Here is a 26984-nt window from a genome sequence, read left to right as displayed (position 1 = left end):
AGTGTTAATAAATCATTCGTTTATTGCTTTTGATTTGGAGTTTTAATATTTGGATAAAATTCGGGTATGTTCAAGACTTAAAATATATAATATAATATATAATTAGCATTAAGTTACATTTTAATAATTAATAACTATTGATATAGTGTAAGTTATTCATAGTGCTTTTTATATAGATTAATGTGTTAATAATCTTACATTTGGCGGAACAAATAGATCAAAGCAAAATAATATACTTCTAAATTTTGATCCTGGCGAATAGATATACACTAGATAAAATATAAAGATGTACGGTGGATTAGAGAGGAGAGTGGGCGGCGGATGGTCGGAAACATCATTGAGAACAACATGGTGACCATATCCGGTACGATTGTTACGAATTTGGAGTTCAGTCATGAAGTGTATGGTGAGGGTTTTTATTATTTTATGCTGGACGTTCCCCGGCTTAGTGATAGCTATGACAGAATTCCTGTAACTGTTTCTGAACGACTAACTTCCAAGCAAAAATTGGAGATTGGCAAAGTAGTGGAAATCGAAGGACAGTTCCGATCCTATAACAGTTATAATAACGAAGGAAACAGATTGGTTTTAACTGTTTTCGCCAGGGAGATTGTATTTCTCGAAGATGAAAAGAGAATAAAGAATCCAAATCAGATTTTTTTGAACGGGTATATATGTAAGAAACCTATTTACAGAATGACACCATTTGGCCGTGAAATAACTGATATATTGCTCGCTGTAAACAGGCACTACAATAAATCCGATTATATCCCCTGTATAACATGGGGAAGAAATGCGAGATTTTCTGAGAGCCTTACAATTGGCGATAACATCAAGGTTTGGGGAAGAATTCAAAGCAGAAGTTACCAAAAGAAGCAGGAGTCAGGAGATGCGGTGACAAAGGTAGCTTATGAGATTTCCGTTTCAAAAATGGAAATTTGCAAGGACAAAGATGATGATCAGGAAGATAACATTGACGCAAATGACAATGTAGACAGCGGAGACGGCAATAATTACGAAGATTGATAAATATATAGTACATATCTGAAAAATTTATAATTGATATTGTGGTCTACGGTAGGACATAAATATATAAAAAAATTACCTGATTGGGCAGGTAATTTTTTTAATATGCGGAAAAATCCCAAGGGATTTTGTTTATGTCGTGAGAATTATGATATTATATAAGAAATGATTAAAATATTTCTTCCGATTAATATATATTAAATCATTCATTTTTATATACTTAGGCATGCTCCAAATATAACTTCCCGTATAATTTCGCTTTCGTGTTAACTTAACTCGTGAACACACGCTCAAAACGGTAAGTAATATTTCAATCATGCCTTATGAAGAGAGGAATTTGATGAACCGTATTGCTTTAGTGGTTTTAAGTGATTCATCAAGAGAATATGATAAGGAATATACATACCTTGTGCCTGAGGACCTGATTGAGGAGGTCCATCCCGGAAGCAGAGTAATTGTTCCCTTTGGAAATTCCAATAGGAATGCTGAAGGCTTTATTATGGGTACAGAAGATGTTAAAGAGCTTAATACATCATATCGTCTTAAATATATTAAAAAGGTCTTAGATGACATAAAATGGCTGGATCAGTGGTCAATAGCATTATGCAGGTGGATGAGGAAAAGGTATATATGCACTTATTATGATGCATTAAAATGTATGCTTCCTCCTGGAGTAGGTGTAAAAAGCATAAAATCTGTAATTCTTATAAAGAATACAGATCACCATAACCAAACCATATGTGAAATAATAGATGTTCTTATTGAAAATGGCGGAGAGTGTGGGTTGGAAGAACTGGCTGCTTATATCGATAAGGCAACTTTTAGTAGATACATCAGGCAGATGGAAAAAGAACAAATAATTTTGATAAAAGAGGAATTTATCAATAAGGCAAAGGAAAAGAAGGTGAGAGTGGCCTCTTTGGCACTTCCTATTGATGTTATTGATGAAGCCATAAATGGAAATAAAATAAGAAGTATTCAGCAGATAAGAGTATTGGAAATATTAAAGGAAGCTGAGTACCTTTCAGTTGCAGATATCACGAAATTTTCAGGTGCTTCCTCAAGTTCTGTAAATACATTGCAAAAACATGGGTATATATATTATAAGGAGGTTGAAGTTAAAAGAGACCCTTATACCGGTAGAACCTATGAAAGATCAGAAGCTTTCTTACCTACGGAGGAGCAGGCAGAAGTACTAAAGGATGCATTGGTAAAAATTGAAACCGGAGGATTTTACGAAGCATTGCTTCATGGGGTAACAGGAAGCGGAAAGACTGAGGTTTACTTACAGCTAATTAAGGCATGCTTTGATAGAGGTATGAGTGCGATTGTATTAGTACCTGAAATTTCCCTTACACCTCAGATGGTTGAACGGTTTAAAAGCAGGTTTGGGGATGAGGTGGCAGTCCTGCACAGCAGGCTCTCGGCGGGAGAGAGATATGATCAATGGAGGCTTATAAGGGACGGTAAGAAGAGGGTCGTTGTAGGTGCCAGATCAGCTGTTTTTGCTCCCTTGGAAAGGTTGGGAATAATAATAATCGATGAAGAGCATGAGAGCTCATATAAATCTGAAACAACTCCAAAATACCACGCTAGGGACATAGCCAGAGAGCGTTGTAGTGCAAATAATGCCTTGTTGCTCTATGGTTCAGCTACACCTTCTGTTGAGACTTACTATAGGGCAGCAAGGGGCGAAATGGTGCTTTATAAAATGCTTGATAGGCCAAACAATGCTGTTCTACCAAAGGTAGAAATTGTTGACATGCGAAACGAGCTCAATGAGGGTAATCGGTCTATGTTTAGCAATAAACTTGCACAGGAAATCAAAAAGAATATTGAGCTTAAGCAGCAAACAATACTTTTTTTGAACAGACGAGGTTATTCATCCTTTGTAATATGCAGAAGCTGCGGCTTTACCATGAAATGCCCCAATTGCAGTATTAACCTGACGTATCATGCCAATAATGAAAGGCTTATATGCCACTACTGCGGTTTTACTGTTAAAAATCCTGTATCGTGTCCTAAGTGTAACAGCAGGAGTATCAGGCATTTTGGAACAGGTACACAAAAAATTGAAGATGAAGTAAGAAAGACATTTGACGGGTGTTCGGTTATCAGGATGGACATGGATACCACTGCTGCTAAGGACTCTCATGAAAAAATACTTACCACTTTTAAAGAAAAAAACATAAATATAATGATAGGAACTCAAATGATAGCTAAAGGGCATGATTTTCCAAATGTTACACTGGTAGGGGTATTAGCGGCGGACAGTATGTTGAACCTTGGGGATTTCAGGGCATCTGAGAAGACATTTCAGCTTATTACCCAGGTTGCTGGACGTGCAGGCCGTGGACAGCTTAAGGGAAGAGTTATAATTCAATCCTATAATACAGAAGACTTTAGTATATTAACTGCTTGTAACCATGATTATATGGGGTTTTACAAACATGAAATATTGCTCAGGGAGAAACTAGGTTATCCGCCTTTTACCAATATAGGCGTAATTATTATCAGCGGCCCGGATGATAAAATTGTATCAACTAATGCAAAAGAAGTGGGAGAAACAATTGTTGAGTTTATGGAGGGCTGTGATGAAAAGCCTGAGGTTTACGGACCTATGAGAGCACCCCTTGCATTCATAAAAAAGAAGTACAGATGGAGAATTATCATTAAATGTAAAGATATAGACAATATTATCGATGCTTTTACCTTGATTAGAGACAAATTGTACAAAAAATTCGAAAAATACTTTGTAGAAATGAGTATGGATATAAATCCGTTTAATATGTTATAATTTTAAAATGTGAATTTAATATATATTAAAAGTTATTAATCTTTTATGTATAAACTTTTGGAGGAGATCTTTTATGGCAATAAGGATTATTAGGGAAGACGGGGATGAAGTTTTAAGGAAGAAGGCAAGGGAAGTCGGTGCTATTGATGAAAGAATAGTTGAGCTTGTGAAGGATATGGCGGAAACTATGTATGAATCCGATGGTGTAGGACTTGCAGCGCCACAAGTAGGAATTTTAAAGAGAATAGTAGTAATTGATGTGGGTAAAGGACTCCTTGAGCTTATAAATCCAAAAATTGTTAAAGAAGACGGTGAAGAAACGGAAATTGAAGGGTGTTTAAGTGTACCTGATGTGGTAGGTGAAGTCAATAGGCCTTATAAGGTAACTGTAGAGGCCAAAAATTTAAAAGGCCAGGACATAGTTGTTGAGGGAGAAGGGCTTTTAGCTAGAGCATTATGTCATGAAATAGACCACCTTAATGGTATATTGTTTACAGATAGAGCAGAAAAGATAATAAATAAAAGCGACTTGAACAGTGAAAGAAGACAAAAATCAAAGAAAAAAGATAATATAGATTAGGAAAGAATCAAGAGTGACAAAATCACATGGGATTTTGTTCAGGATATGAGGAGTGAGAGTATTGAGAATAGTCTTCATGGGGACTCCAGAGTTTGCAGTTCCAAGCATCAAAATGCTGGTTGAGAATAATTACAATGTAGTGGCTGCCGTTACGCAGCCTGATAAGCCGAAGGGCAGAGGGAATAAAATGACACCACCTCCTGTTAAGGTTTATGCACAGGAAAATGATATAGTTGTGCTGCAGCCTGAAAAAATAAGAACAGGTGAGTTTTATAAACAGTTGGAGGCTTTAAAGCCAGATCTGTTTGTAACTGTAGCTTATGGGAGGATTCTACCTCAGGATATCCTTGAGCTTCCACCAATGGGGTGTATTAATGTCCATGGCTCTCTTCTGCCAAAATACAGAGGAGCCGCACCAATTCAGTGGGCAGTTATCAACGGTGAGAAAAAAACAGGTATAACAACCATGTACACTGATGTGGGTATGGATACAGGGGATATGCTTATAAAGCGTGAAATGGAAATTCCGGTGGATATGACTGCAGGAGAACTTCATGACTGCTTGTCCATAGTAGGGGCAGAGGTTCTTAAGGAAACCCTGGAAGTCCTTAAAAAAGGAGATCTGAAAAGGGAAAAACAACCGGAAGGGGAAGCCACATATGCACCTATGATGAAAAAAGAGACGGGAGCAATTGATTGGACGAAAAGTGCATGGGAAATACACAATCTGGTAAGAGGCACAAATCCTTGGCCAGGAGCTTATGCTCAGTATTGCGGTGCCAAGCTGAAAGTGTGGAAGACCATGTTTTTAGATGGTAAAAACGAAGGATATAAGCCAGGAACAATAATTAGAAGCAGTAAAAGCGGTTTGGTTGTTGCCTGCGGAGAAGGCATTATAAATATACTCGAGATACAGCTTGAATCAGCCAGGAGAATGACTATTGAAGAATATCTGTGTGGACATAAGATTAATGAAGGTGAAGTAATTGGATAAATATTTGAAGAAGTTTATATATTTCTCTATAGCGGTTATATTTGCATTATGCCTGGTAATTTCGGGCATGGCATTTATTTACCGCAATTTTACTATTTCCAATTATAATTTCATAATTTTTCTTACTATAGTTACTTTCGGAGGAGTAACAACCCTTCTGGCTTTATCTATACCTATTATCCTTATAGCTTACAAGACTAAAATAATAAACCCTTCAATGGCTGTTTTTGCCAAATGGAGCCTCAATGTTCTATTCCCGCTTATATCTGTTTTTTTGAAATTTTTAAGGAATAATAAGGATACTATTCGGAGATTTTATATAAATATCAACAATATATTGACTGAGTCAGCAGGTGTAAAGTTTAAGCCCGAAGATGTGCTATTGATTTTACCCCATTGTCTTCAGAATTTTGAATGTAAAATTAAAATAACCGCTGACATAAGAAACTGTAAAAACTGTGGTCTTTGCACCATTGGAGATATTAAAAATATGACTGTTGATATGGGAATAAAGGTTATGGTTGTCACAGGAGGTACTGCAGCCAGAAATATCATAGTGAAAGAGAAACCTAAAATTGTAGTAGCAGTAGCTTGTGAAAGAGACCTTATAAGTGGTATATTTGATGTTAAGAATTTATGTGTGATAGGTGTAACAAACGAGAGGCCTAATGGCCCATGCAAAGACACATTTGTAGATGTAGAAACGCTTAGGAATAAGTTAATTAGCATTATTGCTTAGTCATGATTTTCATTCATGCTTTGATGTAATTATTAATAACAACAAGAGTAAGTAAAAAATTTTAAAAAGAGAGACTTAATATGGCTATAGATTTACCGAGAGAAATCGCGTTAAAAACAATTTACGATATAAACGAAAAAGGTGCCTATTCTAACATTGCTTTAAACAAGCAGCTTGAGAGCAATACTCTTAAGGATGTAGACAGGGCATTTATAACGGAATTGGTGTATGGCACAATAAAGTGGAAGCTGTCCATTGACTATGTCATAAGCAGTTTTTCCAGCACAAAGCTAAAGAAAATTTCGCCCTGGATACTTAATGTACTTAGGATTGGAGTTTATCAGATACTATATATGGACAGGATTCCGGAGTCGGCAGCATGCAACGAAAGCGTCAAGCTGGCTAAAAAGTATGGACATGCAGCTTCAAGCGGTTTTGTTAACGGTGTCTTAAGAAATATAGCAAGGAAGAAGGAGAGCATTACATATCCGGACAAGCAAAAGGATCCAACTCAATATTTGTCCGTTAAGTACTCCCATCCCGATTGGATGGTAAAGGAATGGATATCTGCTTTTGGTTTTGATTTTACTGAAGACTTGCTTATAAGTAATAATGAGGTGCCTGACTTTACAATAAGAGTAAATACACTTAGGACATCAAAGGAAGAGCTAATTGCAAATTTATCGGAAAATGGAGTACAAGCAGAGGCGGGAAAAGCTGTAGAAGAAGCACTAATACTTAAAAATCCCGGGTCATTTTTAAAACTGGATTCATATAAAATGGGTCATTTTCAGGTGCAGGATGAAAGTTCCATGTTGTCTGCAAAAATTCTTGACCCAAAACCAGGTGATTTGGTTGTTGATGTTTGCAGTGCACCTGGCGGTAAGACAACACATATGGCACAGCTGATGAAAAATAAAGGCCAAATAATAGCCAGGGATATTCATGAACATAAGATTGATCTGATTAATGAAGCTGCAGAGCGGCTTTGTATAAGCATAATAAAAGCAGAAGTTTATGATGCAACTATGGTGGATGACAGTTTACTGGAGAAGGCTGACAGGGTGCTGGTTGATGCACCGTGTACAGGATATGGTATAATAAGAAAAAAACCCGACATAAAGTGGGCCAGAACCATGTCGGATATCAAAGAGATAACTGACCTTCAGCTTAAGATATTAAATGCTGCATCAAAATATGTTAAGCCTGGTGGTTTTATTGTATATAGTACTTGCACAATCGGAAAGGAAGAAAACAGGGATTTGGTAGAAAGATTCCTGGCAGTGAATAAAGATTTTAGTTACGAGGAATTTGGTGAATTATTGCCGGATGTTTTAAAAGAATATTCAAGGAATGGATATATTGAATTATACCCCAACATAAACAAAATAGATGGATTTTTTATAGCGAAGATGAGAAAAAGAGGATAGCATGGGAAAAAAGCTTAATCTAATTGATTTGACAATAGAAGAATTGGAAGAAGCACTTATATCAATGGGACAGCCTAAATTCAGGGCGAAACAGATATTTCAATGGTGTCACAAGGGTGTTATGTCCATAGATGAAATGACAAATATCTCGAAGGATTTAAGGCAGGCGTTGAAGGAAAGGTTCAGGTTTGACAGGATTAAGATCCGTAACAGGCTGATTTCTAATATAGATGGAACAGTAAAATATGTTTTGGAATATGCTGATGGCAACATTATAGAAAGTGTTCTTATGAGTTATAAACATGGATTTACAGCGTGTATTTCTTCACAAGCAGGCTGCAAGATGGGGTGTAAATTTTGTGCATCTACAGGTATAGATTTTGGCAGAAACCTTACTGGCGGCGAAATGGTAGACCAGATTCTTACAATTGAAAGGGATCAGGGAGTAAGGGTAGGTAATGTTGTAATTATGGGCATTGGAGAACCCCTGGATAACTATGAGAATCTCATTAAGTTTTTAAAGCTGGTAAATCATAAGGAAGGTCTTAATATCGGATTGAGACATATATCGGTATCAACCTGCGGCCTTGTTCCGCAAATTATTAAACTTGCCGGGGAAAACCTTCCAGTTACACTTTCCATATCTTTGCATGCACCTAATAACGAAATAAGAGAAAAAATAATGCCTGTAAATAAAGCATATTCTATTGACAAATTGATTGAAGCATGTAAGATATATACAGAGGTAACTGGTAGAAGAATAACATTTGAGTATGCAATGGTATCGGATCTAAATGATTCGCCGGAAAATGCAAAAGAGCTTTCCCAAAGGCTTAAAGGGATGCTATGCCATGTAAATCTCATACCGGTTAATTCAATTGAAGGCAATGAATTTAGAAGAGCCAGGATGGATAAAATACAAAAATTTAAAAATATTCTTGAAAAGCACGGAATTGAGACAACTGTAAGACGGGAACTCGGCAGTGATATTGATGCAGCATGTGGACAGCTAAGGAAAAGCATAACAGATGGCTTAAGGAAGCAAGAAATATAGTTTATTTATGTCTGAGAAATTATAGCGTATACTACACCAAAATTTCTCACGACAACAACCAAGGTTGCAAAAATGCAAGCGATTTAATTTTTACAAATTGTCCATGCTAAGGAGTGGTTTGGTGAAATTCGGGGTCAGATGTGATAAAGGGAAAGTCAGAGAGATTAATGAAGACAGCTACAATATATTGGCGGGCCTTCCGGGTATTCCTGTTACGTTTATAATTGCGGACGGGATGGGTGGACATAACTCCGGGGAAATAGCAAGTAAGGCTGCTGTAGAATCAATAAGTAAGAATATATCTGAAAATCCTGATATCTTTAAAGAGGGAGAGGATATTGAAAAGGCTATCAAATCAGTTATTGAGAAGGCCAATATAGATGTCTATAAAAAATCCCTTGAAAATGAAACAGATTCCGGTATGGGTACGACCCTTATTGCGGCTGTCGTTGTTAATAGGCGGCTGTATATTGGACATGTAGGGGACAGCAGAGTATATCTGATACGTGATAATAAAATAGAAAAGCTTACTATAGATCATTCGTATATTGAAGAACTGGTTAGAAATGGTACACTAACCAAGGAGGAAGCTGAAAAACACCCCAATAAAAACCTTATAACAAGAGCTTTGGGGTGTGGTGAAGTATTAGAAGTTGATACTTATACATATGATATAATGGAAAACGATATTGTACTAATGTGCACAGACGGCTTAACCAATATGTTAAATGAAGAAAAAATACTTGAAATAGTGAAAAATTACGATGACTTGGATCTTGCCTGTGAAAAGCTGGTAGGAGAATCTAATGAAATGGGTGGAGAGGATAATATAACTGTTATAATTTTCAAAGAATAAGGTAAAAATGTGGAAATAGTTATATTATTATTTTTGTTAAGAAGTAACTAAAATATTACTTCCGATTTTGAGCGGAAGTTATATTTTGTTGTTACAATGTGAGGATTAAGGAGGATTGATTGTGGAAGGTCAGATTCTTGGAAACAGGTATGAATTGATTGAGAAAATAGGTGGGGGCGGGATGGCCCTTGTATATAAAGCAAAATGCAGTTTGCTTAATAGGTTTGTAGCGGTTAAGATATTAAGACAGGAGTTTACGAATGATCAGGAATTCGTAAAGAGATTCAGGATAGAAGCACAGTCTGCGGCAAGCCTGTCATATCCAAATATAGTTTCCATATATGATGTAGGTCAGGAAGGAAATATACACTACATAGTTATGGAATACATAGAGGGAGTGACTCTAAAAGACTATATAGCAGAAAAGGGTGCTTTAGATTGGAAAGAAGCTGTTAATATTGAATTGCAAATATGTTCTGCAATTGAGCATGCACATAAAAAGCGTATAGTACATAGGGATATAAAGCCTCACAACATACTCATTACGAAAGATGGAATTGTTAAGGTCACAGACTTTGGTATTGCAAGGGCGGTATCATCGTCAACCATAACGATGGTTGGAAGTACAATAGGATCAGTGCATTACTTTTCACCTGAACAGGCCAGAGGCGGTTTTACAGATGAAAAGTCGGATTTATATTCTCTTGGAATAGCACTTTATGAAATGGTTACAGGCAAGGTGCCTTTTGATGGTGAGACCCCTGTTGCAATTGCTTTAAAGCATCTGCAGGAGATGCCGGAGGAACCTATCAATATAAAAGGTGATCTTCCAAAAGGTGTCAACAGCATAATAATGAAAGCAATACAAAAAGAGCAGAGCAATAGGTACAGTACTGCGACAGAACTACTTAACGATTTGAGAATGGTTTTGAATGATCCTTCAAGTGTGCCATCTACTAAAATAGACATTGATAATTCGCCAACACGAAGGATTCAAATAGTACAGCCTGATAAGCCTATTGAAACCGTTGTAAAAGAGCCTCAGGTTAAAGAAGTACCTGCAAAAGAAACTCAAGAGGAAGAGATTGATGATATGAAGAATAAAAAGAAGGACAGAGTTACCTGGATACTTGCAATAGCTACATCTCTGCTTATTATAGGTATATTTGTTTTTATTGCATTTAAGTTTATAGGCCCAAGTATAATGCCTCCTGCAAAGTCGGATTTTGTACTTGAAAACTATGAAGGAAAGAATATCGACGATGTTAAGCAAGCACTTGAAGGTGAAGGAATAACCGTTGTTGTGGAAAGAAAGAATGACAAGAGTGTGGAAAAGGACATCATTATTACACAGAAGCCAAAGGAAGGGACTAAGATTAAGCCGGACCCGTATAATCCTGTAACTTTTTCAGTTAGCAATGGACCGGAAATGGTAAAAATTCCTGACTTAAGCAAGAAGACGTCAAGAGAAGCACAGAAAATATTAGAAGACTATAATCTTATAGCCAGGGTGGAAGATGAATTTAGTGATGTTATTACAAGCGGATTGGTTGTTAGAACTGAGCCGGGTATTGATGAAGAAGTTTCGCCAGGTTCGTCAGTTACAATTTACCTTAGTAAGGGACCGGAAATTATTCAAACGGTTGTACCAAACCTTATAGGACTTACCAGGGTTCAGGCACAAAAAGCCCTTTCAGACAATAAGCTTACATTAGGAAAGGTGTTGCCGGAGGATAGTGCAAACCATGTAGACAAGATTGTAAACCAGGATCCTCCTCCAAACACAACTGTTACTGAGAGGTCAGCTGTAAATATAACTCTTGAAACTGTAAACACTAATACTCAGATTCCGAACCAAGGTGCAACACCAAATGGAAACCATACGCCTACCCCATTAAAGGCATCAGAGGTTTCTGTAAGTATTCCATTGGAAAACGCAGATTCTTTTGGTGAAACCGTGAGAGTACTTATAGAAATGACACCGAGCGATACAAAAAAGAGTACGGTGATTATGGATGGCACGGTTAATAAGCAGGATTTTCCATTAGCAGTTAAGGTACCTGTACCTGAAAATGGAAGTACAAATATTAAAGTATATGTAGATAATAAACCTAATTCAGATATGAATGTCGATTATCCGGGAGGTAGGTAGGTTGCCTTTAGGTGTTGTAATGAAGGGAATAGGAGGATTTTATTATATAAAATCCTCCTTCCATGGCATAATTGAATGCAAAGCTAGGGGAATTTTTAGGAAAGATGATATAATTCCCTTGCCTGGGGACAAGGTTTCTTTTTCTATTATTGATACTAATAAGAATACTGGTCTCATAGAGGAGATATTACCAAGGTCCTCCGAGCTTGTAAGGCCTGCTGTAGCAAATGTAACACAGCTTGTAGTTGTTGTTGCTGTTAAATCGCCGCAGCCGGACTTTCTATTGCTGGACAAGATGCTTATCACTGCAAGCCTTAAGAATATCAAGCCTATAATACTATTTAACAAAATAGATAGAAGCTCCGGACAGGACATTGAAAGAATTAAAAAGGTTTATGAAAACACAGGGTATGATTTGTTTTTTCTATGTGCCAAGTCCCATGAAGGTTTTGATGACCTGATGGGCATTTTAAAGGAAAATATAACTGTTTTTGCTGGGCAGTCGGGAGTAGGTAAGTCAACAATTCTTAATCGGCTTGCAGGGGCTGCAGTTATGGAAACAGGAGAAGTGAGCGACAAGATTGAAAGAGGAAGGCATACTACACGGCATGCGGAGCTGCTTGAGCTGTCTAATGGGGGACTAGTGGTAGATACTCCCGGATTCAGTTCCTTTGAGCTTACAGGGGTAGAGCTTAATGATCTTGAGCTTCATTATCCTGAGTTTATTAATCATTTGGGAAGATGCAGGTTTAATGGCTGCAGCCATATAAATGAGCCTGATTGTGTAGTAAAGGAAGCAGTAGAAAATGGCGATATAGATAATGAAAGATACGAAAGATTTGTTCATTTTTATAGTTTATTGAAGAAACAAAAAGACCAGAGATATAGAAAGTAGGACGAAAAATGATTAAAATTGCACCGTCGATATTGTCGGCAGATTTTTCAAGGCTTGGTGATGAGGTCGCACGAGCTGAAAAGTCAGGTGCCGACATTATACATATAGATGTTATGGATGGATATTTTGTTCCAAACATCACTGTGGGACCACCTGTAGTTAAGGCAATCAGACCGTATACAAAGTTGCCGATGGACGTACATCTGATGGTAAAGGAGCCCGACAGATATATAGACAAATTTTATGATGCAGGTGCGGATATAATTTCTGTTCATGTGGAAGCATGTACCCATCTGCACAGTACCATACAAAGTATAAAGCAGAAAGGTATTAAAGCCGGTGTTGTCTTAAATCCAGCCACACCTTTATCACATATCAAATGGATACTTAATGATATTGATATGGTTCTATTAATGACAGTTAACCCGGGTTTTGGAGGACAAAAGTACATAGACTCCGTTACTGAGAAGTTTAGAGAATTAAAAGAAATGATTACTAAAAGAGGACTTGACATTGATATTGAGGTTGACGGCGGTATAAGGCCGGATAACATATATAAGGTTACTGAAGCTGGGGCAAATGTAATAGTAGCGGGTTCTTCCATTTACAATGCACCGGATATGGCACAAATGATAAAAACCCTTAGAGAAAACTCTTATAAGGAGGAAAAATGAAAGCTGTCATAGTCTGTAGTGGTAGCGTTGAGGATTATGATTACCATAAAAAGTTTTTTGCCGGATGCTCTATGGTTGTAAGTGTTGATGGAGGTGCTCGGCATCTTAGAAAACTTGGTATTTTCCCTGATATTATGATCGGGGATTTTGATTCAGTGTCAAAAGAAGATTACCAATATTTTAAGGACGCAGGAGTAATTGATATAAGGTATCCATCTCAAAAAGATATGACTGATACGGAGCTTGCATTGGAGTACGTTGTAGATAAAGGCGTTGATTCAATAGTTTTGCTTGGATGTTTGGGTACACGTTTTGATCATTCACTTTCAAATATCTTTTTATTAAAAAAGATGTCAGATAAAAATATTAACTGTATCATAGCGAATGAACGCAATGAAATACAGCTCATTAAAGATCATATAATTCTTAAAAATGAAAACAATATGAAGCTCACCATTCTTTCGCTTACTGATAGTGTGGAAGGTGTAACTTCCAAGGGACTTTTATATCCTTTGGATAATGACCATATCAAACTTGGTTCTTCAAGAGGAGTAAGTAACGAATTTACAGGTGAAATTGCAGAGATTTCTGTTAATAAAGGCTTGCTTCTGGTTATCAAATCAATCGACTGATTAATTCTAAAAAAATGTCAACAAATAGTACAGATTTCAAACCTAACCATTTATCTATAAATATTTTTTAATATTATTTAGTCATGATCAAAAAATAACTTTTGCTATAAACTTCGCTCATGTGTTGACTTAGCTCGTCAACACCCGCCCAAAAGCGGAAGTAATTTTTCATTCATGCCTTAATTAACCCCGTCACAAAATTTACTGGTTCATGGAAACCATATAGAAAGGGGTGTAATGAGTGTTTGGTATAAAAAGGAACAAGAAAATTCAAACTGGTTCATTAGAAGAAACGATAAAAGAGATAAAGCTTGGCAATAGCCAGCTAAAGGAATTACTTATTGAGAATTACAAACCGTTTATTCTAAAATGTGTTTCAAAAACCTCAAAAAAGTTTATTGATACATATAATTCCGAAGAATATAGCATAGGACTTATAGCCTTCAATGAAGCAATTGAATGCTATGAAGCAAATAAAAATGCCCATTTTTTGACTTTTGCAGAAATGGTTATTGACAGGCGTGTAAAGAATTACCTTAAGAAAGAGCAAAAGCATAAGAATGTTATACCCATTACAAATTACTTATCAAATGAGGACCAAGGAATGAACATTATTGAGAACGATTCCATGATAATACATTTTGATCAGGTCGAGACCAGGTCAGAAATTGAGCAATTTAAAAAGGATTTGGGAAAGTTTGATATAAGGTTTGAAGATTTAATAAATGTAAGTCCTAAACATAAAGATGCACGGATCAGTTGTATAAAGATTGCAAAGTTTATTACATCTGATATAAGTCTTTTTAGCAGGCTGGTAGAAAAAAAGAATCTTCCGGTTAAGGATATACTAAGCAATATAGATGTCAGCGAGAGAACGCTTGAAAGGAACAGGAAGTACATAATTGCTGCATGCTTGGTAATAAAAAGTGATTTGGAAATTGTAAAGGGATTTTTGCTTGATCTTGAAGGGGGAGTATGATTATGAGATCTAAAGGTATTGTTTTGGAAATAGATAAGATAGGGGCTGTTGTAATAAATAATGAAGGGAATTATATAAGGATTAAAAAGAATAATAAATTAATTCCTGGGGTTTTAGTAGAGTATACGGAGAATGATGTTATAAATAAAAAACAAACACTGTTTTTAAGGGTTTTGAGGGAGAACAGTAAAATTGCATATGCCATTGGCAGTGCTGCAGTGTTTATATTTATAGTAGCATTATTTGCAATAATATCAAGGCAGGCATTAGGTTCAACTTTTGCTTACATTGATGTGGATATAAACCCAAGCGTAGAATTTAAAATTAACAAAAGCAACAGCATTGTGGGCGTAAAGAGCCTAAACAAGGATGGAGAAAAACTTTGTCAGAGCATTGATTTCATAGGTAAAAAAGTGGAGAACGGCATAGTTGAGATCATTAATAGGTCAGCGGAATTAGGGTATTTTAAGGATAAGAACAGGCTTGTCCTGGTGGCAGGTGCATTGCAGGTAGATGGGAAAATGTCCACGGAAAAGTATGAAAAGTTAAATAAGGAAATGGAAGATTTGATTGGGAATATAAAGGATAAGATAAAGCACGAAAATAAGGAAGTACAGTTGGTTGCATTTCACACTTCCCCGATTAAGTTAAAAGAAGCTCATGTAAAGAACATGTCCCTTGGTCGTTATTCATTATATGACAATGCTGATAATCAAGGTATAAAGCTGGCTTTGGAAGATGCCAAAAAACTCAAAATTTCTGATCTTTTTAACTTGCTGCCTACTAAGGATTATACCTACTTCGAAGAGGAACAAAGGCAGGAAGCAATTGATAAAGAGGAAATAAAGGAAATAATTAAAGATGATAAGGTTTCAAGTAAAAATAAACAGCAGGATGAAGAGATTGCGAGTAACAAGAGTGAAAGTTCGACTAAAAATTCAAAAGGAAACAATAGTACGGTTACAAAAGAACCTGCTACAAAAAATAATAACAGCAGTAAAAGTGTTAGTACGGCTACACCTGAACCTACGCCTGGAGCTACTCATGGGAATATAAATTATGACAGGAATGATAAAAAGAATAATGAAAATAAGCCTGATAGTACACCTGTAAACAGGGGGAAGAGTGATGTTACTGCTATTGCACAAATTCAAACTCCAACGCCGCTCATTAGTAGGCCTTCAGAAAACAAAACAGAAAGTAAGGAACCGCAGGACAAAAACGACAATGAAGACAGCAATAAGAGTAACAATGGAAATGGAAACAGTAATAAGGAAAATAGCACAAAGAATAACAACAAGCATACTCCTGAACCTGCGGCAATCACACCGATACCTGAAGTATCCGATGCTACACCTAAAGCAACTCCTGTGACTAATGCAGGCAACTCTAGTTCATCACCATCAGTTAATACGTCTCAAGTTCCATCGGCTGTTATAAGTACTCCGGCCCCAACTGCAAGCAGCGGTAAGAATAATAGCGGACGTAATGAAACAGCACCTGGGCAAGTGAAAAAAAACAGCGACAGTAGCAGCAAAGGCCAGGGAAGTAAAAACGGAAAGAACTAGATAAGAGGATGCAAAATCCCGTTTATATTTTATTTAAGGAATGCCTTAGAAATAACTTCGTATTCTAGAGGACAAATCCCGACGTTTTAACGGGGTTTTGGATGATGAGAATCGAATGCTATTTCTTAGACATTACTATTTTGAGGTGGGGGTATTATGATAAGAAGGTTTATTTCATCATTGTTTTCATTTAAGTCAGCTGAAAAAATTGCAGTTTCTGTATGTATAGGGCTGGCAATTGGGGTATTGCCCTTCTATGGATTTAGAGGAATATTAATGGTATTGGCAATACTTTTTATGAAACTCAATATAATTTCAGTTGTTTTAGGGTTTGGAGTTTCTCTCATAATTCCGTTTACCTTTACTGTGTTTACGAAGCTATGGGAGAATATTGCAGCATCTGATAAAATCTATGGGTTAACAAACATGTTGTTTACTAATGGGATTTTTACGGTGGAGCAATACAGCAAAAACGAAGCGGCACTTTTTATTATATTAAATTTTATTATTTCAATTATCTCTATTGGTTTGTTCTATTTAATTATTGATTTCTTTACAAAAAAGATAATTAAAAAAGATAAAAATACTTTAAAACTTTCCATTGCAGCTTCAGCAGGCCTATTTGTGGGAGCATTCCCAATATCAAAGTATTCTTTGGTCTTGCTTGGTATAATAGTACTTTTATTCAGGTTTAATATATTGTCATATATATTTGGATATATTACAGGTATTATAACCAGCGGTTCTGTCATTAAATATGCAATTTTAACTGTTGGAAGCTGTGATAACACATATGGTGTGTCAAAGTTTCTTACAGGCAGGTTGTCCTTAAATGATATTTTTAGTATGGATTATGCACAGCAAAGCCTTACATATTCTTTGATTGTACTCATGATACTTGTTATAATTGGCAGTTACAGCTGGGTTCGGGTTTTATTTGGATTTGTCCACAATAATATGCTTGAAGAAGGCAATTACATATTCCATGATGTCAGTGGCACAAGATGGATGCTGGTAAAGAGAATATCAACTGCATTTTTTATTTTAATAATGACTGTTGTATTTCTTTTTGGACTTAGCTCTAGAACATATGCAGAATCAGGAGATAAAAAAGATAATTATACAGTAAGCCTTGATGCATCAGAATCTCACAAGGAAGCAGTATCGGTGCCAAGCAATCCCGCTTTCGGCAACGATCTGGAGGTCTATGCTTTCTATGTAAAATGGGATGGGAAAAGCAGAAAATCCTTTGAGAAGAATGTTGATAAAATCAATGTTGTGATAGTTGACTGGCTGTCTATTAACAAAAAACTTGTATTGGAATACAAACCTCAAAAGGAAATTGACCAGATAGCTAGAAGAAACAATATAACCATTATTCCGTCACTTAGTAATTATATTGTTGATAAATGGGATTCTGCCTATGTAAATAAATTGTTAAAGTCTTCGAAACAGCAGAATGAGCTTATTAAGAAGGTTACCGAGGTATTGTTAAAAAACCGTTATAAAGGACTTAATCTGGATTTTGAGAGCATAGATCCAAAACTAAAAAAGAATTACACGGAATTTATCGGAAAATTTAAGAAGGCTCTTGAAAAACAAGGCTTGAAGCTCATTGTAGATGTACAGATTAATAACAAAGCCTTTGACTATGTTGCACTATCAAAATTAGCCGATAAGATAATATTAATGCTGTATGACGAGCATACCAACTCTACCCGTCCAGGACCGGTGTCATCCGGCGATTGGTTTAAACGCAATCTTTTTAAATACAAAATAGACAAGAGCAAAATCATTGCAGGAATGGGAATGTACGGATATGATTGGCAGAAAGGGTCAACTGAGCCTGGAGTGAGTCTTACATTTAATCAAATTATGCAAATAGCTAATGATAATAAAGCATCTTTTTCATGGGACTCAAGAAATAAGGCACCGGTTTTAGAGTATAAGATTAAAGGTAAGGAACATATAGTTTATTTCAACGATGCTTCTGTTTTTTATAACCATTTCAGGGTTGCTGCAGAAAACGGGATATACTCAATTGGATTATGGAGGCTTGGAAGTGAGGATGCCAGCATATGGGATTATTTACGCACTGTTAGTTCAAACAATGTTGATATAGACAGCTTTGTAAGACCAAGGCTTGTTGAAGAATTTTTCATGGAAGGTGATGGGGAAATTGTAGAGGGCTATGTTCCTGAAACAAATGGAATAAGAGTTTTTAAGTTTGATGACAAGGCATATATCGAAAAAGAAAACTATATTTCCTACCCAAAGCCAAGCAAGGTATCAAGTATATCAATTAAGGACTATAAATCTGTTGCATTGACTTTTGATGATGGGCCGGATCCTTCCTATACACCTTATATACTGGATATACTGAAAAAATATAATGTAAAGGCAACTTTCTTTGTAGTTGGATCTAATGCAGAGAAATATCCGAACCTTGTATCCAGGATTTACAGTGAGGGGCATGAAATAGGCAATCATACATATAATCACATAGATACAGTGATGGAAAGTTTTGAAAAAACTCAAAAAGAATTAAAAATGACTAATCGTATTATTGAAAATGCAACGGGACACGGTTCAATATTGTTTCGCCCGCCTTATGACAGCGGAGTGGATGTATCTGAGGAGAAATCTTTAAATACATTTATCAGTATCAACAGCCTCGGATATAAAATGGTTGGAAACTATATCGATTCATTAGACTGGGAAGCTAAGGATCAGGCAGAAATAATTAAAAATATTGAGAATGGTATGGAAAACGGCAACATATTGTTAATGCATGACAGCGGTGGGGATCGTACTGCTACCGTTGAAGCACTTCCCACTGTAATTGAAATGATAAGAAATAAGGGTATTAACTTTGTGTCTGTGGGACAGCTGATGGGAATGGATAAAAAGGAGGTAATGCCTGGGGCTGATGCATTTAACCTATCCCTTGGTAAGATATCTTCATTTGTAAATGAAGTCCTTAAGGTGATTCCTGAAGTTTTAACAAAGTTTTTCTACCTTGCCACAGCAATAGGATTATTAAGGTTTGTATTTTTAATATTTTTTGCCACAAAGCAGAGAAGAAACTATTTAAGAAAAAAGTTTGATAATGTAAGCAGCTTTAATCCCATGGTAAGTATTGTGGTAGCTGCATATAATGAAGAAAAGGTTATTTGTAAGACAGTAGACTCTCTTTTGCAGAGTGATTACAAAAATCTCGAAGTATTGGTTGTAAATGATGGTTCAAAGGACAATACAGCAGGTGTTGTGGAGGCTGAATATAAACTTGTAAAGAAAGTCAGGCTCATAAACAAAGCTAATGGAGGAAAGTCTTCAGCTGTTAATAGAGGTTTTATGGAGGCCAATGGAGAGATTGTAGTGGTTCTCGATGCGGATACTGTTATATCCAGAGATGCCATATCACTTCTGGTTCGCCATTTTGTCGATAAAAATGTTGCAGCTGTTTCAGGTAACGTGAAGGTTGGTAATGTGGGGAATATATGGACAACCTGGCAGCATGTGGAGTATGTAACAGGACTTAACCTTGAGAGAAGAGCTTTTGATGCATTGAACTGCATAACTGTAGTGCCGGGAGCAATTGGCGCCTGGAGGAAGGAACTGGTCGTTAGGGCAGGGTATTATAAGGAGGACACACTTGCTGAAGATGCTGATATTACCCTGACATTTTTAAGACAGGGTTATAAAATTGTATATGAAGAAGGTGCAAAGGCATTTACTGAGGCTCCTGAGGATCTTAAAAGTTTATTAAAACAGAGGGTAAGATGGTCATACGGTACTCTCCAATGCCTCTGGAAGCACAGGGATGCTCTGTTTTCCAAGAACCAAAAAACTTTAGGGTTTATTGCATTACCTAATACCTGGCTTTATCAAGTTGTGTTTCAATCCTTATCCCCGTTAACAGATATATTATTTTTCCTTGGACTTATTGGAGGACATAGAATTGATACCATTATAACCTATATAGCTTTCTTTTTGATTGATCTTTGTATAACATGTTATGCTTTCCACTTGGAGGGAGAAAAAAAGAGGCCTCTCATAACACTATTTATACAGAGGATTGTATACAGGCAGCTTATGACCTATGTTGTTTATAAATCCATTCTTTCTGCATTGATGGGTGTAAAGGTTGGATGGAATAAGCTAAAAAGGCTTGGAAATGTGGCACAATAAAAACTGCTAAATATATTGATAAGAAATGCCGATATATAATTTGATTTAGGAATGATTAAAATATCTTTGTAAGGACTTAAATAATATTTTAGTTATTCCTACATTCATATGTCTCGATAGTGGGATAAGAAAATCTGGGGATGAATGGATATATATTCTGCTTATAATTCTTAGGCCATTTCAAATCTATATTAAAAGTGATAAATCTATTAATTTTATATTTGTCTATTATAAATCTTATTGATGCTTCCATTATTTGCTCTGCAAAATGTAAAATTAATAATGCTTTTTATATGTAAATTAATGATCTTATCTAACCTATAAATCACATTTTATAAAGCGGAAGATGTATCTTGCCAATTCCTTATCAAGGAGATGCCTATGGTTATAGAGCTTAATCAATTATTAAAAATGGCAGTTGACAGTAAGGCTTCAGATGTCCATATAACAGCAGGAAGGGCACCAAGCTTCAGAATTAACGGACATATGAAGCAGATTGACTCAGATAAGCTGACTTTTGAAGATACAATGCAATATGCAAAGGCGTGTATGGATAAGGAAAAAATGGAACACTTAACATCTGTTGGCGAAGCCGATTTTTCCATAACAGTGCCTGACGTATCAAGATTCAGGGTTAATGCATTTTTCCAGCGAGGATCAATAGCCTTGGTTTTCCGTGCTTTGGCTTCAAAAATACCATCATTATCAGCATTAAACCTACCTCCTGTAGTAAAACAGATTAGTGAAATAAAAGAAGGGTTGATACTTGTTACCGGTCCTACAGGAAGCGGTAAGTCAACCACTGTTGCATCCATCATTAATGAGATCAATTCCTCAATAGATGGACATATACTTACGCTTGAGGATCCTGTAGAATATGTTTTCAACCATGACAAATGCATAGTAAATCAAAGGGAGATAGGCCATGATAGCAAGACGTATAATAATGCACTCAGGGCGGCATTAAGAGAAGACCCTGATGTTATATTTATCGGTGAGATGAGGGATCAGGAGTCAATAAGTATTGCCGTTACCGCTGCTGAAACAGGCCACCTTGTACTTTCCACACTTCATACCCTTGGTGCTGCAAAAACCATAGATAGAATGATAGACGTTTTTCCTCCACATCAGCAGCAGCAAATAAGGGTGCAGGTTTCTACAGCATTAAAGGCGGTTATATCACAGAGACTTATACCTGATAAGACAGGTAAAGGCAGGGTAGCTGCCCTTGAAATTATGGTTGTTACACCTGCCATAAGCAATCAGATAAGGGAAGGAAAGTCCACTGCCATAAACTCTTCAATACAAATGGGAGGGACAATAGGCATGCAGCTTCTTGATAAATCAATAGCGGATTTGCTTGCCCAGGATAGAATATCCTTTGAAGATGCCCTTGAATTTTGTGTTGATAAAGACGGCATGCATAAGACCATTGAGACCTTTAAAAACAGGGGCCTGTCCATGTCATCAGTTTAGGCATGGATGAAAAATAACTTAAGCTTATTGGAACTTAATCAGCTCGGAGCTTTTTAATCAAGCCTTCATCAGGTGCAACAATAATGGTTTTAAAGTTATCATAATTAACCATTCCAGGTTTTGCACCAGGAGGCTTTTTAACGTTCTTAACAGTGGTATAGTCAACAGGGGTGTTGGATGAATTCTTTGCTTTGCTGTGGTATGCAGCAATTATTGCAGCTTCTAGCAGGGTGCTGTCAGGTATGCTTTGCCTGTTGCTCTTGATTATCACATGAGAGCCGGGTATGTTACGGGTGTGAAGCCATATATCCCAGCTGGAAGCTTGCTTTAATGTTAAAAGGTCATTTTGCCTGTTGTTTTTTCCTACCAATATGTCAAAACCGTCTGAGGATTTAAAATGATGAGGACTAGAAGGCTTGTCCTTTTTATTTATGCTGTTCTTGTTCCTCTTTGATAGATAACCTTCCTCGGCCAGTTCCTGTCTTACCTCGTTAATTTCCTGGAGAGTACTGCAGTTATCCAGCATTTGAAGAACACCTTCTAAGTACTCCATTTCCTTAACTGTTTCTTCCATCTGCTTACTGGTGGATAAATATGCACTCTTAGCCTTATTGTACTGTTTAAAATACTTTTGTGCATTTTCCTGGGGTGTGAGATCAGGGTCAAGTGAAATTTCAATAAAATCGTTATTTTCACTGTAATAGTTTAAGAGGGATACTGATTTGGTGTTTTTGGGTATGCTGTATATATTTGCAGTCAACAATTCCCCATAAAGTTTTAATTCATCACGGTCGGATACCTCCCGCATTTTTTCCTGCTGAAGAGAAAGCTTTTTATTGCATCTGTCCAGGTTATTGTTTATTACCTTCAAAACATCGGATTTTTTCTGTTTGCTTCGTTCAGCCCTGTCCTTTTCCTTGTAAAAGGCATCCAGGGCTTGGTTCATTGTAGGATAATGCCTTACAAAATTATACTGTTTAAGATCTAGACAATGAAACTCAACAGGCTTCGCCATGTCTTCAGAATCAAATACTATACAAGGCTTAAAGTCCGATGTAATTATTGCTTCCAAAGTGTTTTTAAGCACACTTATAAGACTGTCTTTTTTTTCTTTTGGCAGGTTGGCAAAAGATACTCTGTCATCTATTCCAGAAAGAAAGGTTATCTCTCTGCATAAGAGCGGACTGAAGCCTTTTATGTTGTTTAAAAGGTATTTATCCACATTGGTTTGGCAGTTTAATGCCCCTTCATCAATAAACTTCTCGGGAACAATGCATTCAGGGTTTGATTTGTCTTGTGCCGGTGGCATAATATACTGTCTTCCAGGCATAACTTCTCTAATTCGGCTGACTTCATTATCTACATGCTTTATGGAATCAAGTATTCTGCCTTCATCATTTGTAAGAATGATATTGCTATGTCTACCCATTATTTCGATTATAAGGTGTTTTTTCGTCAGATCGCCAAGCTCGTCTAATGATTCGACATAAAGGCTAATTATTCTCTCAAAGTCATGAAACTCAACCCCTGTTATTTTTCCGCCTGATAAATGTTTTCTGAGCAGCATGCAAAAAACTGGAGGAACGGCAGGGTTCTCCTTTAATGAATCGGTAAAATGGATTCTGGGGTAGTTTGGGCTTGCACTTAATAACAGCTTATAGTTCTGGCCTTTGGCACGTATATTTATTATTATTTCATCGGACTCGGGCTGAAATATTTTTTCTATTCTGCTTCCTGTAAGTGTTTCGGATAACTCCTCCACTATGGATTTTACTACTATACCGTCAAATGGCAATGTTGTCACTCCTCTAAATTTTTGAATTTGCTGTTAAATAAAACACTATAAAGGAATATGTTTTGCAATAGTAAGATTAGATATTAACAAATAATTACTTTTCGTATGGATAATTGCTCTAAACTATTGCAAAACATATAAATAATTTTTGCTTTATGTTGTTTTCTCTTATAACAGTATAGCACTTATTGATTAAGTAATAAAGCCAAAACAGCCTTAGGTTTTACAAACATTTCACCTTTCATTAACTCTTATCTCAATCCAGTCAAAAGCCATCCAATCATCAGGACCGGTTCTCGAAGTATTCTCGATTGTTATTCTGTTCATTCTTCTGATGTTATTAACAGTAAAGGTTAACGGCCTCCAGTTAGTGAACATTGATCCGGTAGGAGTACCATGATCTAATGGTACTGGTCCGTTATGAACAACTCTCTCATTTATTGTTATTCTGGCAGAATACCTATTTATAGGAACATTGTTATGGTCATCTAGCACTGCACGTATTATTATCTGGGCAGACCGAATAAATGGTATCTGCTGAAAACCCGGCATTTGGAATGTCCAGGTGCCCCTGTTACCAGTATAAAGAATATCGGCATTTCTGCTAGGGTTGCCATAATTGGGATATCCAGTAAGTTCCTTGAACATAACTATATTTAGGACCGGAGGGTTGTCGCTCAATATAGGCGGAGGGTCACCAGCCGGCCTTATGGCATTTCCATTCTGGAAATCTTGTGTCATTGCATATAAAGGGGCTGTGTTATAGATATCCGGGAGCATTTGGGAATACATTAAATATGGACAGGTATGTATAGGTGGATTTTGCATATAGGGCATCTGAGGCATTCCATACATTTGTGGATTAACCGGTTTATTTGAAGTCAGAGGAATTTCTGCAGCTGATAGGTTGATATCATTTAGTGATTTTTTAATTTCTAAAGGTTTCTCTTCCATAGACTCTTTAGCTGCCTGATTATTTGAAGTTCCTTTAATTTCCTGTGCTTCGGGTATGGTATTGCTTGGCTTTTCACTACTCTTCTTTCCATTTCCTCCATTAGAGAATGAGTATCCAAAATAAGGCATTATTTCTTTCCTCCCTGCAAAAAATACTTTTAACCATATTAAATTAAATGATTAATCATTTAATTTAATATGGTTTATAATATTCCAGGCGATATTTTATTGTTACAGGATGGGCCGGCATTGCTAATAAATTGTTCATTCCGAAGATAATCTTAAACTGTATCTCCCAATACTGTTAGCCATAACACTAATATCTATGGGAGAAGGAATTTTATAATTTGCCGGAAAGGTTGTATTTGTAAAGCCGATTTTGTAAGTTCCTTCATTAAGCCTGAATACAGCAATTCCTTCAGAATTTGTCACTGCCTTCAAGGTATCTGGGTTGCCAGGTGCTGATGGGATACCTTCAACATATAATTCAACATTATGAACCGGAATATTGTCATTATCAAAAATTTCAATTTCTGCGATGCCCCATTTATTTAAGGCGGTATCCTGGTTTTTATCAAGCTCAATTGATATTATGGTTGTTCCTGCTGATTTAAGCTCGAAAAAAACAGATGAGGGCATTTGGTATGACTTAGGAAAGCTCTCTGAATCAAAGCTAAGCCTGTATTTACCTTTATCCAGGATATATCTGGCATCACCGTTTTCGTCAGAAACAATATCAAGACTATTTATTTTGCGTGAAGAGGCTTCACCTGTAAGATGCATTTTTATGTCAGCTATAGGTGTCTTATCTTTTTTGTCGACAAGTTTTAAGAGAAGCATGTATATTGATGTATCTTTGGCGGGAATAATTTTGGTTACAGTGCTGTAATTTTTAAGCTTATTAATAATTACAGGGAAATTATTTTCTAGAAATTCCTTTTTAACTATATAAGATTTATTTATTAATACCGATATAACTAACATAAATAAGAAAATACAGGCTCCGTATTTAATAGAGCTAAAGAGCCTGGTTTTATCGCCGGATATTTGTTTCTCTGCAAGGTTGATGTGTTTAGTTTTCAGCATAGTTAATAAAAACAGGCAGATTAAACCAATAATAAACCCAAGGACCATAAAGGTTGACCATACACCTTTCAGAAGATCATTTATATAGGATAATGTAATATCAGCAGGAAGCGGTATGGATGAAGTAATTGGATAGATGCTATTTTCCAGTGTATGGCTTTTATAAATAATGAAAATGGCAGACACTAACAATAATGCAGCCCAGGCAGAAGATAACAGTATTAGCCATTTAACAATTTTAATTATGCTTTTTGAAAAAGCTGCAGCTACAATAAAAAGCATTACTGCCAGCAGGGCAAGAAAAATAGGTATAGTATTAATGATATAAAAGTACAGCTTTATTATTGACAAACTGTCAGTTATATCACTTCTGTCAAAATATTGAAGGATAAGACTTAAGTTTATCTTTTTTATTTTTGACAATGCGTATGAGTATTTTTGATTATGGTCTGTCATATCGTTAGGATTAATATTATCTTTTATAGAATCGGTATTTATTACTATGTCGGGAAGAAAGTTGCTTTTTCCGTTAAGATATTGGAACATACCATCTACAAGGCTATCTAAATTCATATTTATTAGATCCGGAGTGATAGACTTTTTTAGAGAAATCAAAAGGTTTGAGATCTGGTCGGAGTCTGCATCGGATCCTGCATTAAGGTTTAAGGTTTCAAATGAACTTTTTATTTGTTTTTGGGTATATGAATACAAATCATGTTTTTTTAGCAGTTCATCATGAAATTCAGGATTCATAATACTTTTTTCAAGGGTTATGGAACAAGTCAGCAAAAAAAGGCATAATCCTGCAGTGACAGCTATTAATATATATAAACATTTATTGATTTTTTCTTTTAGAGTTTTAATAATAATCATACCTTTCGAAAACTGGGATTATGGCAAAATTATTATATCATTAAATACAAACCCGTTATAATGGTAAAATTTGAGCATAAAGACCAAAGTTGGATATAGTTATTTTGCTTTAAATATGATAAAATTATTATATTAACAATAGTAAATTCAGGATAACTTTATATAAAAAACAATTAGTTGTTATAAATTTAAAGCACTTTTGAAGTTTTTGTTTAAAGTTTCTTCTTTTCCGG

Annotated in this window: 19 protein-coding genes; 16 read left to right on the top strand and 3 right to left on the bottom strand. The window is 36.1% G+C overall.

Annotated features, from left to right (window positions below):
- Positions 1 to 321: 321 nt before the first annotated feature.
- The 16 genes from Bccel_RS16345 to Bccel_RS16270 all read left to right on the top strand — a co-directional run bounded on the left by Bccel_RS16345 (position 322) and on the right by Bccel_RS16270 (position 22043).
- A complete protein-coding gene (locus Bccel_RS16345; RefSeq protein WP_036939181.1) occupies positions 322 to 1026 on the top strand; it encodes a single-stranded DNA-binding protein in 705 nt (234 codons plus the stop codon).
- Between the two features lie 340 nt (positions 1027 to 1366).
- Complete coding sequence (priA, locus tag Bccel_RS16340; RefSeq protein WP_036939180.1) at positions 1367 to 3823, top strand: primosomal protein N'; 2457 nt, start codon at positions 1367 to 1369, stop codon at positions 3821 to 3823.
- A 73-nt stretch (positions 3824 to 3896) separates the two neighbouring features.
- Positions 3897 to 4403, top strand: a complete 507-nt coding sequence (gene def / locus Bccel_RS16335) for a peptide deformylase (protein ID WP_036939179.1) — start codon at positions 3897 to 3899, stop codon at positions 4401 to 4403.
- Between the two features lie 61 nt (positions 4404 to 4464).
- Entirely contained in the window at positions 4465 to 5397 is a 933-nt protein-coding gene (fmt, locus tag Bccel_RS16330) for a methionyl-tRNA formyltransferase (protein ID WP_036939178.1), read from the top strand.
- A complete protein-coding gene (locus tag Bccel_RS16325) occupies positions 5390 to 6136 on the top strand; it encodes a DUF116 domain-containing protein (protein WP_036939177.1) in 747 nt (248 codons plus the stop codon). The genes fmt and Bccel_RS16325 overlap by 8 nt, the downstream gene beginning before the upstream one ends.
- A gap of 80 nt (positions 6137 to 6216) precedes the next feature.
- On the top strand, positions 6217 to 7566 hold the full coding sequence (gene rsmB, locus Bccel_RS16320; protein WP_036939176.1) for a 16S rRNA (cytosine(967)-C(5))-methyltransferase RsmB: 1350 nt from the start codon (positions 6217 to 6219) through the stop codon (positions 7564 to 7566).
- A 1-nt stretch (position 7567) separates the two neighbouring features.
- Positions 7568 to 8620 (top strand): dual-specificity RNA methyltransferase RlmN, encoded by a 1053-nt coding sequence (gene rlmN / locus Bccel_RS16315; RefSeq protein WP_036939175.1) that lies wholly within the window; start codon positions 7568 to 7570, stop codon positions 8618 to 8620.
- Between the two features lie 121 nt (positions 8621 to 8741).
- The gene (locus Bccel_RS16310) at positions 8742 to 9476 is read left to right on the top strand and encodes a Stp1/IreP family PP2C-type Ser/Thr phosphatase (protein WP_036939174.1); all 735 of its coding nucleotides are present in this window, start codon (positions 8742 to 8744) and stop codon (positions 9474 to 9476) included.
- A gap of 121 nt (positions 9477 to 9597) precedes the next feature.
- Complete coding sequence (pknB, locus tag Bccel_RS16305) at positions 9598 to 11628, top strand: Stk1 family PASTA domain-containing Ser/Thr kinase (protein WP_036939173.1); 2031 nt, start codon at positions 9598 to 9600, stop codon at positions 11626 to 11628.
- 1 nt (position 11629) lies between these two features.
- The gene (rsgA, locus tag Bccel_RS16300; RefSeq protein WP_036939172.1) at positions 11630 to 12523 is read left to right on the top strand and encodes a ribosome small subunit-dependent GTPase A; all 894 of its coding nucleotides are present in this window, start codon (positions 11630 to 11632) and stop codon (positions 12521 to 12523) included.
- Between the two features lie 8 nt (positions 12524 to 12531).
- Positions 12532 to 13197, top strand: a complete 666-nt coding sequence (gene rpe / locus Bccel_RS16295) for a ribulose-phosphate 3-epimerase (protein WP_036939171.1) — start codon at positions 12532 to 12534, stop codon at positions 13195 to 13197.
- A complete protein-coding gene (locus Bccel_RS16290; RefSeq protein ID WP_036939170.1) occupies positions 13194 to 13829 on the top strand; it encodes a thiamine diphosphokinase in 636 nt (211 codons plus the stop codon). Before rpe ends, Bccel_RS16290 begins: the two co-directional genes overlap by 4 nt.
- A 241-nt stretch (positions 13830 to 14070) precedes the next feature.
- Complete coding sequence (gene sigI, locus Bccel_RS16285) at positions 14071 to 14808, top strand: RNA polymerase sigma-I factor (RefSeq protein WP_036939169.1); 738 nt, start codon at positions 14071 to 14073, stop codon at positions 14806 to 14808.
- A gap of 2 nt (positions 14809 to 14810) precedes the next feature.
- Positions 14811 to 16376, top strand: coding sequence for an anti-sigma-I factor RsgI family protein (locus Bccel_RS16280; protein WP_036939168.1), 1566 nt, complete (start codon positions 14811 to 14813; stop codon positions 16374 to 16376).
- A 156-nt stretch (positions 16377 to 16532) separates the two neighbouring features.
- A complete protein-coding gene (locus Bccel_RS16275) occupies positions 16533 to 20567 on the top strand; it encodes a polysaccharide deacetylase family protein (protein ID WP_050753549.1) in 4035 nt (1344 codons plus the stop codon).
- A gap of 381 nt (positions 20568 to 20948) precedes the next feature.
- Positions 20949 to 22043, top strand: a complete 1095-nt coding sequence (locus Bccel_RS16270) for a type IV pilus twitching motility protein PilT (RefSeq protein ID WP_201781967.1) — start codon at positions 20949 to 20951, stop codon at positions 22041 to 22043.
- Between the two features lie 34 nt (positions 22044 to 22077).
- On the opposite strand, the gene Bccel_RS16265 is transcribed toward Bccel_RS16270, so the two are convergent.
- The 3 genes from Bccel_RS16265 to Bccel_RS16255 all read right to left on the bottom strand — a co-directional run bounded on the left by Bccel_RS16265 (position 22078) and on the right by Bccel_RS16255 (position 26667).
- The gene (locus Bccel_RS16265; RefSeq protein WP_036939167.1) at positions 22078 to 23838 is read right to left on the bottom strand and encodes an Rqc2 family fibronectin-binding protein; all 1761 of its coding nucleotides are present in this window, start codon (positions 23836 to 23838) and stop codon (positions 22078 to 22080) included.
- 234 nt (positions 23839 to 24072) lie between these two features.
- Entirely contained in the window at positions 24073 to 24921 is an 849-nt protein-coding gene (locus Bccel_RS31610; RefSeq protein WP_242853087.1) for a hypothetical protein, read from the bottom strand.
- A gap of 135 nt (positions 24922 to 25056) precedes the next feature.
- On the bottom strand, positions 25057 to 26667 hold the full coding sequence (locus Bccel_RS16255) for a phage holin family protein (RefSeq protein WP_160317738.1): 1611 nt from the start codon (positions 26665 to 26667) through the stop codon (positions 25057 to 25059).
- Between the last annotated feature and the right edge of the window lie 317 nt (positions 26668 to 26984).

It is taken from the genome of Pseudobacteroides cellulosolvens ATCC 35603 = DSM 2933, from assembly GCF_001262605.1.
In the GTDB taxonomy this organism is placed as follows: domain Bacteria; phylum Bacillota; class Clostridia; order Acetivibrionales; family DSM-2933; genus Pseudobacteroides; species Pseudobacteroides cellulosolvens.
Note: the sequence above shows the minus strand (reverse complement) of the source record. Positions and strands in the feature narration are given on the sequence as shown.

Excerpts from the sequence above, each read along its gene's own strand:
- Bccel_RS16345 (WP_036939181.1), top strand. The coding sequence starts at position 322 with ATGGTCGGAAACATCATTGAGAACAACATGGTGACCATATCCGGTACG.
- priA (WP_036939180.1), top strand. The coding sequence starts at position 1,367 with ATGAACCGTATTGCTTTAGTGGTTTTAAGTGATTCATCAAGAGAATAT.
- def (WP_036939179.1), top strand. The coding sequence starts at position 3,897 with ATGGCAATAAGGATTATTAGGGAAGACGGGGATGAAGTTTTAAGGAAG.
- rsmB (WP_036939176.1), top strand. The coding sequence starts at position 6,217 with ATGGCTATAGATTTACCGAGAGAAATCGCGTTAAAAACAATTTACGAT.
- rlmN (WP_036939175.1), top strand. The coding sequence starts at position 7,568 with ATGGGAAAAAAGCTTAATCTAATTGATTTGACAATAGAAGAATTGGAA.
- rpe (WP_036939171.1), top strand. The coding sequence starts at position 12,532 with ATGATTAAAATTGCACCGTCGATATTGTCGGCAGATTTTTCAAGGCTT.
- Bccel_RS16290 (WP_036939170.1), top strand. The coding sequence starts at position 13,194 with ATGAAAGCTGTCATAGTCTGTAGTGGTAGCGTTGAGGATTATGATTAC.
- Bccel_RS16280 (WP_036939168.1), top strand. The coding sequence starts at position 14,811 with ATGAGATCTAAAGGTATTGTTTTGGAAATAGATAAGATAGGGGCTGTT.
- Bccel_RS16275 (WP_050753549.1), top strand. The coding sequence starts at position 16,533 with ATGATAAGAAGGTTTATTTCATCATTGTTTTCATTTAAGTCAGCTGAA.
- Bccel_RS16270 (WP_201781967.1), top strand. The coding sequence starts at position 20,949 with ATGGTTATAGAGCTTAATCAATTATTAAAAATGGCAGTTGACAGTAAG.
- Bccel_RS31610 (WP_242853087.1), bottom strand. The coding sequence starts at position 24,921 with ATGCCTTATTTTGGATACTCATTCTCTAATGGAGGAAATGGAAAGAAG.